At 69.4% G+C, this 14,848-nt stretch carries 13 protein-coding genes; 4 read left to right on the top strand and 9 right to left on the bottom strand.

What is annotated here, in order from left to right; translation table 11 throughout:
* Nucleotides 1-207 precede the first annotated feature (207 nt).
* The 5 genes from ffh to ABZ815_RS08475 are packed head-to-tail and all read right to left on the bottom strand — an operon-like array spanning nucleotide 208 to nucleotide 6,104.
* Entirely contained in the window at nucleotides 208-1,764 is a 1,557-nt protein-coding gene (ffh, locus tag ABZ815_RS08495; RefSeq protein WP_357695401.1) for a signal recognition particle protein, read from the bottom strand.
* Nucleotides 1,765-1,821: 57 nt separating this feature from the next.
* Nucleotides 1,822-2,382: an ATP/GTP-binding protein gene (locus ABZ815_RS08490; RefSeq protein WP_357695423.1), complete on the bottom strand. Its 561-nt coding sequence runs from the start codon at nucleotides 2,380-2,382 to the stop codon at nucleotides 1,822-1,824.
* Nucleotides 2,383-2,389: 7 nt separating this feature from the next.
* Entirely contained in the window at nucleotides 2,390-2,782 is a 393-nt protein-coding gene (locus ABZ815_RS08485) for a DUF742 domain-containing protein (RefSeq protein WP_357695399.1), read from the bottom strand.
* Between the two features lie 5 nt (nucleotides 2,783-2,787).
* Nucleotides 2,788-3,210 carry a roadblock/LC7 domain-containing protein gene (locus ABZ815_RS08480; protein ID WP_020546542.1) on the bottom strand — a complete coding sequence of 141 codons (423 nt, stop codon included), beginning with the start codon at nucleotides 3,208-3,210 and terminating at the stop codon, nucleotides 2,788-2,790.
* On the bottom strand, nucleotides 3,207-6,104 hold the full coding sequence (locus tag ABZ815_RS08475; RefSeq protein ID WP_357695397.1) for a nitrate- and nitrite sensing domain-containing protein: 2,898 nt from the start codon (nucleotides 6,102-6,104) through the stop codon (nucleotides 3,207-3,209). The genes ABZ815_RS08480 and ABZ815_RS08475 overlap by 4 nt, the downstream gene beginning before the upstream one ends.
* Before the next feature lie 391 nt (nucleotides 6,105-6,495).
* Here ABZ815_RS08475 and ABZ815_RS08470 point away from each other — a divergent pair, with 391 nt between their 5' ends.
* From ABZ815_RS08470 to ABZ815_RS08455, 4 genes are read left to right on the top strand one after another with little or no spacing between them, the layout of a single operon-like run.
* Nucleotides 6,496-7,482 carry an ABC transporter substrate-binding protein gene (locus ABZ815_RS08470; RefSeq protein WP_357695395.1) on the top strand — a complete coding sequence of 329 codons (987 nt, stop codon included), beginning with the start codon at nucleotides 6,496-6,498 and terminating at the stop codon, nucleotides 7,480-7,482.
* Entirely contained in the window at nucleotides 7,482-8,258 is a 777-nt protein-coding gene (locus ABZ815_RS08465) for an ABC transporter permease (RefSeq protein ID WP_357695393.1), read from the top strand. Before ABZ815_RS08470 ends, ABZ815_RS08465 begins: the two co-directional genes overlap by 1 nt.
* On the top strand, nucleotides 8,255-9,046 hold the full coding sequence (locus tag ABZ815_RS08460; RefSeq protein ID WP_357695391.1) for an ABC transporter permease subunit: 792 nt from the start codon (nucleotides 8,255-8,257) through the stop codon (nucleotides 9,044-9,046). Before ABZ815_RS08465 ends, ABZ815_RS08460 begins: the two co-directional genes overlap by 4 nt.
* A gap of 18 nt (nucleotides 9,047-9,064) precedes the next feature.
* A complete protein-coding gene (locus tag ABZ815_RS08455; protein WP_357695389.1) occupies nucleotides 9,065-10,069 on the top strand; it encodes a methyltransferase in 1,005 nt (334 codons plus the stop codon).
* Nucleotides 10,070-10,093: 24 nt separating this feature from the next.
* Here the strand turns inward: ABZ815_RS08455 and ABZ815_RS08450 are convergent, their stop codons facing one another.
* From ABZ815_RS08450 to ABZ815_RS08435, 4 genes are all read right to left on the bottom strand, one after another.
* Nucleotides 10,094-10,660: an ATP/GTP-binding protein gene (locus tag ABZ815_RS08450; RefSeq protein WP_352329408.1), complete on the bottom strand. Its 567-nt coding sequence runs from the start codon at nucleotides 10,658-10,660 to the stop codon at nucleotides 10,094-10,096.
* Between the two features lie 7 nt (nucleotides 10,661-10,667).
* The gene (locus tag ABZ815_RS08445) at nucleotides 10,668-11,015 is read right to left on the bottom strand and encodes a DUF742 domain-containing protein (RefSeq protein ID WP_352350491.1); all 348 of its coding nucleotides are present in this window, start codon (nucleotides 11,013-11,015) and stop codon (nucleotides 10,668-10,670) included.
* A 71-nt stretch (nucleotides 11,016-11,086) separates the two neighbouring features.
* A complete protein-coding gene (locus tag ABZ815_RS08440; protein WP_020546542.1) occupies nucleotides 11,087-11,509 on the bottom strand; it encodes a roadblock/LC7 domain-containing protein in 423 nt (140 codons plus the stop codon).
* On the bottom strand, nucleotides 11,506-14,343 hold the full coding sequence (locus tag ABZ815_RS08435) for a nitrate- and nitrite sensing domain-containing protein (protein ID WP_357695386.1): 2,838 nt from the start codon (nucleotides 14,341-14,343) through the stop codon (nucleotides 11,506-11,508). Before ABZ815_RS08435 ends, ABZ815_RS08440 begins: the two co-directional genes overlap by 4 nt.
* Nucleotides 14,344-14,848: the final 505 nt, after the last annotated feature.

The following is a 14,848-nucleotide window of genomic DNA, read 5'->3' as shown; positions in this document are numbered from 1 at the left end:
GTCCCAATGGTCCCATCAGGGCTACATCAACAAGATCGGACCGGCTCTCTACGGGCCCATGCCCACCGTGACTTAAGCCTTCGTCAGCAGGCTCTAAGAGCGGGCCGCCCGCCCCACACACGCGCACCCCGCGACCGATGTCGGTCCGGGGTGCGTCGGGTTTCAGGAGCGCGGCAGGCGGGGGCGGGCGTCGCCCGCCCCGATCGCCTACTTCTGGCCGGGCAGCTTCAGCTTCGACGGGTCGAAGCCAGGCGGCAGCTCGATGCCGGGCGGGAGCTTGCCGCCCAGGTTCCCCAGCACTCCCCCGGCCTTGGGCGCGCCGCCCTCGCCGTCGGGGGACGAGGACGCCGACTTCTCCAGGCCCGCCTTGCGCGGGTCGCCGCTGACGCGCCGCCCCTTCTTGGCCTTCTTCTGGGCCTTGGACGCCTTCCCGCGCCCGCCGGGCATGCCCGGAAGCCCCATGCCCCCGGCCACCCGCTTCATCATCTTCTGCGCCTCGAAGAAGCGCGTGACGAGGTTGCTCACGGCGCTGACCGTGACGCCGGAGCCGGCGGCGATGCGGGCTCGGCGGGAGCCATTGATGATCTTCGGGTCCTGCCGCTCGCCGGGCGTCATCGAGCGGATGATGGCGGCGATGCGGTCGAGGTCGCGGTCGTCGATGGAGTTGAGCTGGTCACGCATCTGCCCCATGCCGGGCATCATGCCGAGCAGGTTCTTGATCGGGCCCATCTTCTGGACCATCATCATCTGCTCGAGGAAGTCGTCGAGCGTGAAGTTCTCGCCCGAGGTGAGCTTGCCCGCCATCTTGGCGGCCTGCTCCTCGTCGAACGTCTTCTGCGCCTGCTCGATCAGGGTGAGGATGTCACCCATGTCGAGGATGCGGGAGGCCATCCGGTCGGGGTGGAAGGCGTCGAAGTCTTCCAGCTTCTCGCCCGTGGAGGCGAACATGATCGGGCGGCCGGTGATGTGCCGCACCGACAGCGCCGCGCCGCCGCGGGCGTCGCCGTCGAGCTTGGTCAGCACGACGCCGTCGAAGCCGACGCCGTCCATGAACGCCTGGGCCGTGGTGACGGCGTCCTGGCCGATCATGGCGTCGACCACGAACAGGACCTCGTCGGGGCGGACCGCGTCGCGGATGTCGGCGGCCTGCTTCATCATCTCCTGGTCGATGCCCAGGCGGCCGGCGGTGTCGATGATGACGACGTCGTGGTTGAGGCGCCGGGCCTCGTCGATCGAGCGGCGGGCGACGGCGACCGGGTCGCCGACGCCGCTGCCGGGCTCGGGCGCGAAGACGGCGACCTGGGCGCGCTCGCCCACGACCTGGAGCTGCTGCACCGCGTTGGGCCGCTGGAGGTCGGCGGCGACCAGCATGGGCGCGTGCCCCTGGTCGCGCAGCCACCGGGCCAGCTTGCCGGCCAGGGTCGTCTTACCGGCGCCCTGGAGACCCGCGAGCATGACGACCGTCGGCGAGGTCTTGGCGAAGCGGAGCCTGCGGGTCTCGCCGCCGAGGATCTCGATCAGCTCGTCATTGACGATCTTGACGACCTGCTGCGCCGGGTTGAGCGCCTGGGAGACCTCGGCGCCGCGGGCGCGCTCCTTGACCTGGGCGACGAACGTCTTGACCACCGGGAGCGCGACATCTGCCTCAAGCAGGGCGATGCGGATCTCGCGGGTGGTGGCGTCGATGTCGGCGTCGGACAGCCGACCCTTGGATCGGAGGGAGGAGAAGACCGATGTCAGCCGGTCGGAAAGCGTCTCGAACACGTGGTTGGCCAGTCCTCGAAGCGAATGTACGTCTAAGACTTCAGCCTATCCGCTCTCCTAGCCGCTCCAGCCTGGCACGGCCATCCGGACGGTCAACGCGTGCTCGACGAGGTTGATCAGAGCACTTTTGACCGAGTCCTTCTGGCGGGCGTCGAGGCGCACCAGCGGGATGTGGGGGGCCAGCGTGAGGGCGTCGCGGACCTCGGAGTCGCTGTGGGCGTACGTGCCGTCCCAGCCGTTGATCCCCACGATGAAGGGGAGCTGCGCCTCCTCGAAATAGTCGATCGCGGGGAAGCTGTCGGCCAGGCGGCGGGTGTCGACCAGGACGACGGCCCCGATGGCGCCGCGGACCAGGTCGTCCCACATGAACCAGAACCGGTGCTGTCCGGGCGTGCCGAACAGGTACAGGATCAGGTCGCGGTCGAGCGAGACGCGGCCGAAGTCCATCGCGACGGTCGTGGTCGACTTCAGCGGCGTCATGCCCAGGTCGTCGATCCCCGCGGAGGCGTCGGTCATGACGGCCTCCGTGGTGAGCGGCATGATCTCCGAGACCGCGCCGACGAACGTCGTCTTGCCCACGCCGAAGCCGCCGGCCACGACGATCTTCGTCGAGGTCAGACCGGGGCTAGAGCCTGCGAAGTCCACTGAGCACCCTTTCCAGCAGGTTGACGTCCGGCCTACCCGCATCCAGCGCGGGCTGGTGCACCCGCACCAGGCCCTCGGCCGCCATGTCAGCGATCAGAACACGCACCACCCCGAGCGGGATCCGCAGCAGCGCCGACACCTCGGCCACCGACCGGACCTGGCGGCAGAGCTGGCTGATCGCCTTGTACTCGGGGGTGATGTGGGAGAACTCCCGGTGCTCGGCGGTCGCCGACGAGACCAGGGCCTCCATGGCCAGCTTGACCTTGGGCGCGGTACGCCCGCCCGTCACCGCGTACGGGCGTACCGGCGAGGCCGGGTCCGAGCTGACCGGCGGCTGGGGCTCCCAACCGCCGCTGTTCCAGGAATCCGTCACCTACATCACCTGGTCTGGCTGGCGCGCAGTTCCGCACGCACCGCCGGAGTCAGCACCTGACCGGCGCGATCCACCATCAACGTCATCTGGTACGCCACCAGCCCCATGTCACAGTCAGGGGCCGCCAGCACCGCGAGACACGAACCATCACTGATCGACATGATCAGCATCAGCCCGCGCTGCATCTCCACGATCGTCTGATTGACAGCACCACCCTCGAACACCCTGGCCGCACCCTGCGTCAAGCTCACCAGCCCCGACGCGATCGCAGCCAGCTGATCCGCCCGGTCAGCCGGAAAACCCGACGAGGCCGCAAGCGGCAACCCGTCGGATGACACGACCACCGCGTGCGCGACCCCCGGGACGGTACTGACGAAGTCGGTGATTAACCAGTCAACCCCGCGTGCCGCGTGGCTCAGGTCATTCACGCGCCCTCCTCCCTACTGTCGTTCCTAGAGCCGGATTGGTATGTCCTGCCCTCGCTGATGTCGTCACGCGCTGCTCGGAAGCCCTGCTGGAAGCTCGACAACCTGCTGCGCACCCGGTCCGGAGAGACCGACGGCATGGGAGCCACGCCCTTGGGCGCGGACGCCGTGTCCGCCGATCCGGGCACCAGGTTGGCCTTGGGCACCCGCTTGGGCAGCCCGGCCGCCGTCGAGCCGTCGCGTGCGGGCTCCACCACGGACGCCGCCGCGCTCCAGCCGGCGTCGGCCTTGGCCGAACCCCAGGTGGCGCTGGGCTCGCCCTGGTCGAACCAGGCCGACTCCACCGCGGCGAAGATCGGCAGGTACTCGTCCCCGCCGGAGGCGGGCTTGACGACGGGGATCGGACCGGTGGCGGCCGACTCCGTCTCGGGGTAGTCGTACTTGGGCGCGGCCAGCGGCGTCTCCTGCGGGGCCGACCAGGGGCGCGACTCCTCGGGCGGCAGGCCGCGCTGCGGCGGCGCGTGCTCCCCGGTGACCGGGCCGCGCGAGGACACCCAGACGTCGGACGACGAGTCCGGCAACCAGTCGGAGCCGGTGTTCGTCGACTCGGTCGAGGGCCACTGCGGCATGGCGGACGGCATCGAGGACGGCGTGGAGGACGGCATCGACGAGGGCAGCGAGGCCGGCATCGACGGCCACGACCCTCCGGCCGGCTCGGACGGGTACGACGGGTAGGACGGGTGCCCGGGGGCGAGCCCGAAGCCCGTGGCGCCGGGCCACTGCTGGGCGCCGGCGGCGGGCTGGGACGCGGCGAAGGCGTCCTCGCGGCCGGCGGAGGCGGCGGTGTTGCCGCCCGCGCCGGCGACCGCGGCCGGCTGCGCGCCGAGCAGCGACTCGGGGATGAGGACCATGGCGGTCAGACCGCCGGAGCCGTGCGGGCGGAGCTGCACCCTGATGCCGTGCCGGTGGGCCAGCCTGGCGACCACGAACAGGCCCATGCGGCGGGAGACCGACACGTCCACGGTGGGGGCGTCGGTCAGGCGCTCGTTGGCCTGGACCAGCTCGTCGCCGGTCATGCCGATGCCGGAGTCGCTGATGGAGAGCATGATCCCGCCGCCGTCGATCCTGCTGCCGGAGACGGGGACGCGGGTCTCGCGCGGGGAGAACGACAGCGCGTTCTCCACCAGCTCGGCCAGCAGGTGGATGACGTCGTTGACGGCCTGGCCGGCGATGGAGACGCCCTCGGGGACCTCCAGGACGACGCGCTCGTAGTTCTCGACCTCGGAGAGGGAGGCGCGGGCGACGTCGACCAGCTTGACCGGCTGGCTCCAGCGGCGTGGCGGGTCCTGACCGGCGAGAACCAGCAGGTTCTCACTGTTGCGCCGCATGCGGGTGGCCAGGTGGTCCAGCTTGAACAGGTTGCCGAGCCGCTGCTCGTCCTGCTCGCCCTGCTCCAGGCCGTCGATGAGGGTGATCTGCCGCTCGACCAGCGTCTGGCTGCGGCGCGACAGGTTCACGAACATCGCGTTGACGTTCGAGCGGAGCCTGGACTCCTCGCCGGCCAGTCGGACGGCCTCGCGGTGGACCTCGTCGAAGGCGCGGGCGACTTCACCGATCTCGTCCTTGGAGTTGACCTCGATCGGCGGGACGTGCAGCTGTTCGGGGCTGACGTCGGTGTTGCGGAGCTGCCTGACCAGGTCGGGCAGCGTCTGGCCGGCGATCTTCAGAGCGTCGCCGCGCAGACGGCGCAGCGGGCGCACCAGCGAGCCGGCCATCAGGGCGGTGATCGCGAGGACCAGGACGAGCAGGCCGACCACGATGCCGATGTTGATCGCGGCGAGCTGCCGGTCGCTGCTGGCGATGTCGGCGCTTCGGGTGGCGATCTGCTCCGACAGCGACTTCTGCACGGTGTGCAGGCGCTCGACGGTCTCGGTGATGGACTGGAACCACTGGTCGGTGTCGTCCCTGGTCGAGGTGTCGAGCCGGCGCAGCGACTGGTTGGCGTTGTGCAGCAGTACGGCGCGGCTGGCGTAGAACTCGGCGCGGCCGATCTTCAGGCTGGCGACGGTGTTGTCGTAGAACTGGCGCTGCGCGGGCGTGGCGACGGCGCGGAAGGCGTCGCGCTCGCTGTTGCGGCGGGATCGGGCGTCGAGGAAGGCGTTGTACTCCGGCTCCTCGAACGCGCCCCTGATCAGCGCGCTGGTCAGGAGGCCACGCTGCTTGGACGCCTCCTCCTCGGCGCGGGCGACGGCGCGCAGGGCCGCGCTGGTGGCGATGATCTCCTCGTCCGTGGAGCCCTGGCCCAGCTCGTCGTAGAGCTGCAGCAGCTCGGCGATGGCCTCGGAGTACTTCTCGCTGGTGGGCAGCGGCGGGAGCTTGGTCTCGGCGACCGTCTTGCGCATCGAGGGGATCTGGCTGAGCCGGACCCGGATGTGGTCGAGGGCCTTCTTGCCGAGGTCGGACAGGGACGCTTCCGACTTCTTCGCCGCGTCCAGGGTGCTGGCGATGCGCTTGTCGACGATCTCGTGCTGGCTCTTCAGCCGCTGCTCGTCGGAGGACCCCCGGTTGGTGGCGACGTGGCGGGTGGCCAGGTCGCGTTCGAGCCCGAGGTCGCGGGAGAGCTCGCCGAGCTGTGCGACCAGGGTCCCCACGCTGCTGATGTCCTGGTACTGCTGGGCGCTGGCGATCGACGTCGTGACCCGCAGGGCGCCCAGGATGACGGCGATGACCGTGGGGATGGCGATGAGGGCGATGAGGCGGGTACGCACGCGCCAGTTGCGCAGCGCGAACGGGCTGCCCGCCTTGGGCGGGTGGGCCTGCTGCACCTCGCCGTCCGCGGCCTTTTCCGGGGCGTCCGGAGCCCTGCCACGACCGGGTCCGGTCGTTTTTGTCCTCACTGGTGGCAACCTCTCGCCGTGGCCTGCTTCAGGGGGGAATCAGCGGCTTCGTCACGCGGACGAGTGATCGCAGGCAAGTTCGAGGCCCAATTTGAGCACAAACCTCATACTTAGGCCAACGTTTCAGCCGTTTTCAACCGTTCCACATCGCACTCCCTTCACGTCGCATGCCATCGCACACGGAGCGCAACCACCGTCCCAATCCGGACAAATCACCACTAACCATACTTAATCTCTAGATTTACATCTATAACGTTGATTTGTCATATTTTCGCGATAAACCTACATATACGCGGCATAGCGCTGTAGATCCGAACTCTGCTCCGGTACGCTTCACGCCCGGCATCCCGTGCCGATCTCCGGAACTTCCCCCTGGTAGGAGAACCCCCCCATGACACGCACCATGCGCGGCCACGCCATTGTCGTCGGCGTGGCTCTGGCGCTCACCCTTGCCGGCTGCGGCGGAGGCGGCGGCGAAACCGCGAACACCTCGGCCAACAGCAAGGGGCTGGAGAAGACCACCATCAAGGTCGGCGCCCTCCCCGTGCCCGACGCTGTCTCGGTCTATCTCGCCAACGCCAAGGGCTTCTTCAAGGAAGAGGGACTGACCGTCGAGCCGCAGACCATCACCGGTGGCGCAGCGGCGCTGCCGCAGATCGAGAGCGGCGCCCTCGACATTTCGCAGACCAACTACGTCTCGACCTTCCTCGCGGTGAGCAAGGGCAAGAAGATCAAGCTGGTCGCGGACATGTACCAGGCCGCGCCGAACACGTTCAACATCATGGTGCCGAAGGACTCCCCCATCAAGACGGTGGCGGACCTGAAGGGCAAGACGGTCTACGTCAACAACCTCAACAACGTCGCCACCCTGGCCGTGGAGACGCAGCTCAAGGTCGCCGGCCTCACCAAGGAGGACGTCAACTTCGCCGAGAAGCCGTTCCCCGACCAGGGCAACGCGCTCAACACCGGGCAGGCGGACGCGGGCTGGATGACCGAGCCCTTCGTCACCGCCAACCAGAGCGCCTTCGGCTTCCGCAAGCTCGCCGACACCATGACCGGCCAGACGGAGGACCTCCCCATCGCCGGCTGGATGGCCACCGAGGACTGGGTGCAGAAGTACCCCAAGACGCTGGCCGCCTTCCAGCGGGCCATCGCCAAGGCGCAGCAGCTCGCCTCCAGTGACCGCAAGGCGATCGAGGAGACGCTGCCGAAGTACACCAAGATCGACGCCAAGACAGCCTCGGTGATCACGCTCGGCACGTACCCGAGCGAGCTGAACGAGAACCGTCTGCAGAAGGTCGCCGACCTGATGCTGGAGTACAAGTACCTCACCAGCCCGATCGACGTGAAGTCGGTCATCGCCGCCCCTGCAAGCTGATGAACTCCGCGCGTCTGCTCCGCGGCGCCGCCGGCGCCGCGGGGTTCCTCATCGCCGGTGAGCTGGTCATCCGCTTCGCGCTGAGCGACGGCGTGATCTTCCCGGCGCCCTCCGTCATCCTGTACGAAGCCGCGCGTCTCCTCGCCGACCCGGTGTTCCTGGAGGGTCTGGCCACCACCCTCGCGAACTGGGCGCTCGGCCTGCTCATCGCCATCGTCGTGGCCGTGCCGCTGGGCGTGCTGCTGGGCGCGGTGCCGCCGGTGGAGCGGGCGATCCGGCCGCTGCTGGAGTTCATGCGCCCGATCCCCTCGGTGGCGATCATCCCGCTGGCGATCCTGCTGATCCCGGTGGACGGCCTGATGAAGGTCTCGGTCATCGTCTACGCGTCGATGTGGCCGATCCTGATCAACACCCTGTACGGCATGCGGGACGTGGACCCGCTGGCCAAGGAGTCGCTGCGCAGCTTCGGCTTCGGCCGGCTCGCCGTGCTCGGCCGGGTCAGCCTGCCGAGCGCCGCCCCCTTCGTCGCGACCGGCATCAGGATCGCGGCCGGCATCGCGCTCGTCCTCGCGGTCAGCGCCGAGCTGCTGGCCGGCGGCACGGCCGGGATCGGGGTCTACACGATCCAGGCGGGCAGCGGCAACCGGATGGACCTGATCATGGCGGCGACGTTCTGGGCCGGGGCGTTCGGGGTGTTCGCGAACCTCGCCCTGCTGGCCGGCGAACGGCGGCTGTTCCGCTGGCACCGCGTCCGGATGGGAGCGTCGGAATCGTGAGGCGGCTGTCCAGGCTCTGGGTGGTGCCGGTCGTGCTCGTCGTCTGGGAGCTGCTGGCGCGGCTCATCGGCGACAGCGACTTCCCGCCGCCGGTCACCATCGTCACCAGCATGTACGAGATGTGGTTCTCCGGGCCCGTCTCCCACCTGTTCCTCACCGAGGACGCGGTCGGCAACATCCTGCCCAGCCTCGGTCGCATGTTCAGCGGCTGGATCCTGGCCTCGCTGCTCGGGGTGCTGCTCGGCGTGGCGCTCGGCCGTTCCAAGGCGGCCACCGACTACGTGGACGCGCTGTTCGAGTTCGGCCGGGCGATCCCGCCGCCGCTGCTGCTGCCGCTGTTCGTCGCGCTGTTCGCCGGAACCGCGCACGCGCAGCTGAGCATGCAGCTCGCCACGATCGTGTTCGGCGTGATCTGGCCGGTGCTGCTCAACACGATCGAGGGCGTCCGGGCCGTGGACCGCACCTACACCGAGACCGCCACCGTGTTCGGGCTGTCCAAGGGGCAGCGCCTGCGCGTGGTCGTGCTGCCCGCCGCGTCGCCGAAGATCTTCGCCGGGCTGCGGCTGAGCCTGTCGCTGGCGCTGATCCTCATGGTGATCTCCGAGCTGTTCGGCAGCACGGACGGCATCGGCTACCAGCTCCTGCAGGCCCAGCGCAGCTTCGACGGCCCCGGCGTGTGGGCGACGATCGCCCTGCTCGGCATCCTGGGCTACCTGGTGAACGGGCTGTTCGTGCTGGCCGAGCACCGCCTGCTGGTCTGGCACCGGCAGGCCAACCGCAACGTCTGACTTATCGGGAAGGACCCCATGTCCCACTCGGATGACCTCCTTTGGGGGGCCGTGGCCGACATCTCGCGCTTCGCCGCTCTGCTCACCATGGCGGAGCTCGGCCTGGCCGACCATCTCGCCCACGGTCCCCTCAGCACCACCGACCTGGCCGCCCGCTGCGACGCCGACGCCCCGCGGCTGCGCCGCGTCCTGCGGGAGCTGGCCGGGATGGGCGTCGTCCGCGGTGCCGGGCCGGACGTCTACGACCTGACCGAGCGCGGCACGGCGCTGCGCTCGGACGTCCCGGACTCGGTGCGCTCGTCGGTCCGCATGCTCGGCGAGGAGGGCTTCTGGCACGCCATGGGCAACCTGCCCGCCACCGTGCGCGACGGCGGCTCGGCCTTCGTCGCCCGCTACGGCCACCTGTACGAGTACCTGGCGGCGAACCCGGAAGCGGGCAAGCTGTTCGACGACTACATGACCGCCCGCGCCATCCCCTTCACCGAGGGCCTGGCCAAGCGGTACGACTTCCCCGCCACCGCGACCATGGTGGACGTGGCCGGCGGCAAGGGCCACATCCTGGCCACCGTCCTGCACGCCAACCCGGACATGCGCGGCATCCTGTTCGACCTGGAGCACGTGGCCGGCCGGGCCAGGGAGCTGCTGGCCGCCGAGGGGCTGGGTGAGCGGAGCGAGGTCGTCACCGGCGACTTCTTCGCCGAGGTCCCGGCCGGCGGCGACGTCTACCTGCTGGCCAGCGTCCTGCACAACTGGGACGACGAGGACGCGGTCACGATCCTGCGCAACGTCCGCCGGGCGATGAACCCCGACGGCCGCGTCCTGGTGCTGGAGGTGGCGTTGCCCGACGACGAGGCGCCGCACCTGGGCAAGGACATCGACATGCGGATGCTGGCGATCTTCGACGGCGGCACCGAGCGCAGCCGTGAGGAGTACCGGGCGCTGCTCGACCGGGCGGACCTGCACCTGGCCGAGGTCGTCGAGCTGGGCTCGGGAGCCAGCCTCATCGAGGCCCGGCCCCGCTGAGCGGAAGGGCGGCGGCGGGCCTGATCAGCCGCCGCCGCTCCAGCCCGGCACCGCCATCCTGATCGACAGGGCGTGCTCGACCAGATGGATCAGAGCGCTCTTGACCGAGTCCTTGGAGCGCGCGTCCAGCCGTACGAGGGGGATGTGGGGGGCCAGCGTGAGGGCGTCGCGCACCTCGGCGTCGCTGTGCGGGTACTGGCCGTCCCAGCCGTTGACGCCCACCACGAACGGCAGTTGCGCCTCCTCGAAGTAGTCGATCGCGGGAAAACTGTCGGCCAGGCGGCGGGTGTCCACCAGCACGACCGCGCCGATCGCGCCGCGCACCAGGTCGTCCCACATGAACCAGAACCGGTGCTGGCCCGGCGTGCCGAACAGATAGAGGATCAGGTCGCGGTCGAGCGAGACGCGGCCGAAGTCCATCGCCACGGTGGTGGTCGACTTCAGCGGCGTCATGCCCAGGTCGTCGATCCCCGCGGAGGCGTCGGTCATCACCGCCTCCGTGGTCAACGGCATGATCTCCGAGACCGCGCCGACGAACGTCGTCTTGCCCACCCCGAAACCGCCGGCCACCACGATCTTCGTTGAAGTCAAGCCGGGGCTAGAGCCTGCGAAGTCCACTGAGCACCCTTTCGAGCAGATTAACGTCCGGCCTACCGGCGTCCAGCTGTGGCTGATGCACGCGGACCAGACCTTCGGCCGCCATGTCGGCGATCAGAACACGCACCACGCCCAGCGGGATCCGCAGCAGCGCCGACACCTCGGCCACCGACCGGACCTGCCTGCACAGCTGGCTGATCGCCTGATACTCCGGCGTGATGTGCGAGAACTCCCGGTGCTCGGCGGTCGCCGAGGACACCAGGGCCTCCATCGCCAGTTTGACCCTGGGCGCCGTCCGCCCACCCGTCACCGCGTACGGGCGGACGGGTGAGGCGGGGTCGGGGTGCAGCTGCGACTGGGGCTGTGGCTTGGGCGGAGGCGCCCAGCCGCCGCTGTTCCATCTCTGGTCCGTCACCTACATCACCTGGTCTGGCTGGCGCGCAGCTCCGCACGCACCGCCGGAGTCAACACCTGACCGGCGCGATCCACCATCAACGTCATCTGGTACGCCACCAGCCCCATGTCACAGTCAGGGGCCGCCAGCACCGCGAGACACGAACCATCACTGATCGACATGATCAGCATCAGCCCGCGCTGCATCTCCACGATCGTCTGATTGACCGCACCACCCTCGAACACCCTGGCCGCACCCTGCGTCAAGCTCACCAGCCCCGACGCGATCGCAGCCAGCTGATCCGCCCGGTCAGCCGGAAAACCCGACGAGGCCGCAAGCGGCAACCCGTCGGACGAGACGACCACCGCATGTGCCACACCGGGGACCGTGCTGACGAAGTCGGTGATCAACCAGTCGACTCCGCGCGCCGCGTGGCTCAGGTCGTTCATGCGCCCTCCTCTCTTTCACCGTTGTGGGGTTCACCGTTGTAGGAGCCGCGGGGGCCGGGCTGGAACGCCTTGCCCCCGGTGATGTCGTCGCGGGCCGCCCGGAAGCCCTGCTGGAAGCTGGACAACCTGTTCCGCACCCGGTCCGGCGAGACCGAGGGCATCGGCAGCACGCCCTTGGGCGAGGCGGAGGTGTCGGCCGAGCCCGGCACCAGGTTGGCCTTGGGCACCCGTTTGGGCAGGCCGGCCGCGGTCGTGCCGTCGCGGGCCGGTTCGGCCACGGCCTCGGCCGCGGTCCAGCCGGCGTCGGCCTTCGTCGAGCCCCAGCCGCCCTCGTCGCGCCCGAACCAGGCCGACTCGACGGCGGCGAAGATCGGCAGGTAGTCGTCCCCCGCGGAGGCGGGCGGCACGGGCGGGATCGGGCCGGTGGCCGCCGACTCGGTCTCGGGGAAGTCGGGCCGGGGCCGCTGGAGGCCGTCCGGCTTCCAGGGTGGCGGCGGCTCGGCCGCGGGACGTTTGGACAACCCGCGGTCGCCGTTGTGGCGCGGCGGCGACCAGATGTCGTGGCTGTCGAAACCGCCGCCGTGCGCGTCGGAGGGCCAGCCGTCGGACGGCCACTGCGGCCAGTTGCCCCCCGCCTCCGGGTTCGACGGGTACGACGGGTGCGCCGGCCCCATCTGATAGGTGGGCCGCGGCCAGTCCTGTCCGGCGGGCGGCGGCGCCTGCGGCCAGTCGGACACCGGCGTGAGCGGCGTCTGCGGCCAGTCGGACACCGGCGCGGGCGGCGCGGGCGGCCAGTCGGCCCCGGCGGAGGGGGCGATCGCGGGCCAGTCGGGCTCGGGCGGGGCCGAGACCGGCGGCCAGTCGGTGGCCGGCGGCGCCGCGTGCGGCCCCACGTACGGCTCGTTCCCGGACGTGCTCTCGGCGAGCGCCGGCGGCTGCATGCCGGCGAAGCCCGGCGCCTGCGTGCCCAGCATGTTCTCCGGGACGAGCACCATGGCGGTCAGCCCGCCGGAGTTGTGCGGGCGGAGCTGCACCCTGATGCCGTGCCGGTGGGCCAGCCTGGCGACCACGAACAGGCCCATCCGCCGCGAGACCGACACGTCGACGCTGGGCGAGTCGGTGAGCCGGTCGTTGGCCTGGGCCAGTTCTTCGGGGGTCATGCCGATGCCGGAGTCGGTGATCGACAACATCACGCCGCCGCCGTCGATCCTGCTGCCCGACACCGCCACCCGCGTCTCTCGCGGAGAGAACGACAGCGCGTTCTCCACCAGCTCGGCCAGCAGGTGGATGACGTCGTTGACGGCCTGTCCGGCCACCGACACGCCGTCGGGCACCTGGAGCACGACGCGTTCGTAGCTCTCGACCTCCGACAGGGAGGCGCGGGCCACGTCGACCAGCTTGACCGGCTGGCTCCAGCGACGCGGCGGGTCCTGACCGGCCAGGACCAGCAGGTTCTCGCTGTTGCGCCGCATGCGGGTGGCCAGGTGGTCCAGCTTGAACAGGTTGCCGAGCCGCTGCTCGTCCTGCTCGCCCTGCTCCAGGCCGTCGATCAAGGTGATCTGCCGCTCGACCAGCGTCTGGCTGCGGCGCGACAGGTTCACGAACATCGCGTTGACGTTCGAGCGCAGTCGCGCCTCCTCGCCGGCCAGCCGCACCGCCTCGCGGTGGACCTCGTCGAAGGCGCGCGCCACCTCGCCGATCTCGTCGTGGGTGTCCACCCCGATCGGCGGGACGGGCCCGACCTTGCCGTCACCCGCCTCGCGGAGCTGCCGCACGGTCTCCGGCAGGCGTTTCCCGGCGATGTCCAGGGCCTCGCCGCGCAGCCTGCGCAGCGGTCTGATGAGCGAGCGGGCGATGAAGGTGATGATGATCAGCACCACGATCAGCAGGATCATGATGAGCACGCCGGAGATCAGCGCCGAGCGGTTGGCCCCCTCCTCCAGGGCGCGGGCCCGCAGGATGACCGAGGAGGCCAGCGACTTCTCCACGCTGCGCAGGGCGTCGATCTTGCCGGTGCTGACGTCGAACCAGGTGCCGACGTCCTTGTCCGGACGTACGCCGATGCTCAGGGGCTTGGCCTCGACGGACTGGGCCATGGCCCGCAGCCGGAACAGGTCGGTCTGGTCGACGTCCCTGCCCACGACGGTGTCGCGGTAGAGCTCAAGCTGGTCGAGGCTGGCGAGGGTGGCGAACAGGGTCTCCTCGCTCTCCTCGCGCGCCTTGGCGTCGGAGAGTGCGTCGAGCTCGCCGCTGTCGAAGCTCTTCTTGTCCAGGGCGCTGGCCAGGATGCCCCGCTGTTTGGACGCCTGCTCCTTCGCGCGCGCGATGGCGGCCATGGAGCTGGCGCTGTGGGAGATGTCGTCGTCCACGGCGACCTGGCCCACCTGGTCGTGGAACTGCAGGAGGGTGGAGATGATCTGGGAGTACTTCTGGATCATCGGCAAGGGCTGGATCTTGCCCTTGACGGCGGTGTCGCGCAGGGTCTGGATCTCCTCCAGGCGGCGCAGCACCGGGCGTACGGAATCGGCGTGGGTGTCGGTGAGGGCGCCGGCCCGCACCTTGGCCTCGTCGATGAGGTTGTCGACCCCGCTGTAGGTGGTGCGGAGCTGGGCCGCGCGACTCTCCGGACGGCCTTGCGCGATGTAGAGGGCGGTCTCGTCCCGCTCGAAGGCCAGTTCGTGCGTGACGGCGCCGAGCTGCTCGCTGAGCTCGGCGACCTCTCTGAGTGTCTGGTACGTGTCGGCGTCCCTGAGGGAGGTGATCACGTTCAGCCCGCCCAGGCCCACCGCGACGGCCGTGGGCACGACGATCAACGCCACAAGGCGCGATCTCACGTGCCAATTACCCAATCCGAACCTGTTAGAAGCTGGTTTGGGCAGCCGTCGCTTCTGGCGCCCGTGCGGCTCGCGGTCAGCGGAAGCTTCAGCGCTCTGCGTTCTCACTTGCCTCGCAACCTCTCGCCCCGGAGGGGAATTCTCGAAGACCATGCAGGTAAATGCACGTGGGGCAATATGTACAATCGAGATGAGGGCCATTTGAGCACAGGTACCGGTCAGGACCAACCACCTATAGTGCCCATCTGAGGCTTATATCCCGGATTGTCCAAATATTGTGACAAAATTGGTAGACCGCCGTTTACCTGCAAAAACGGGCAGCCGAAACGTGTTCCGCAAGCCCCCTTCCGCCCGCGGAACGATCCATATCAGTCAGTCCCAGTAGTAACAGACGCCCCGGGCGCCACCCTCTTTCACAAAACGGACAAAGTCATCTCACGCCTCTTTTAACGATAGAGCGGCAAACGGACATTGCAACCACAGGAGTCATTTTCTTGATAATGAC

It is taken from the genome of Nonomuraea sp. NPDC047529 (genome assembly GCF_040642995.1).
GTDB lineage: Bacteria > Actinomycetota > Actinomycetes > Streptosporangiales > Streptosporangiaceae > Nonomuraea.
This window is presented reverse-complemented; position numbering and strand designations above follow the sequence as displayed.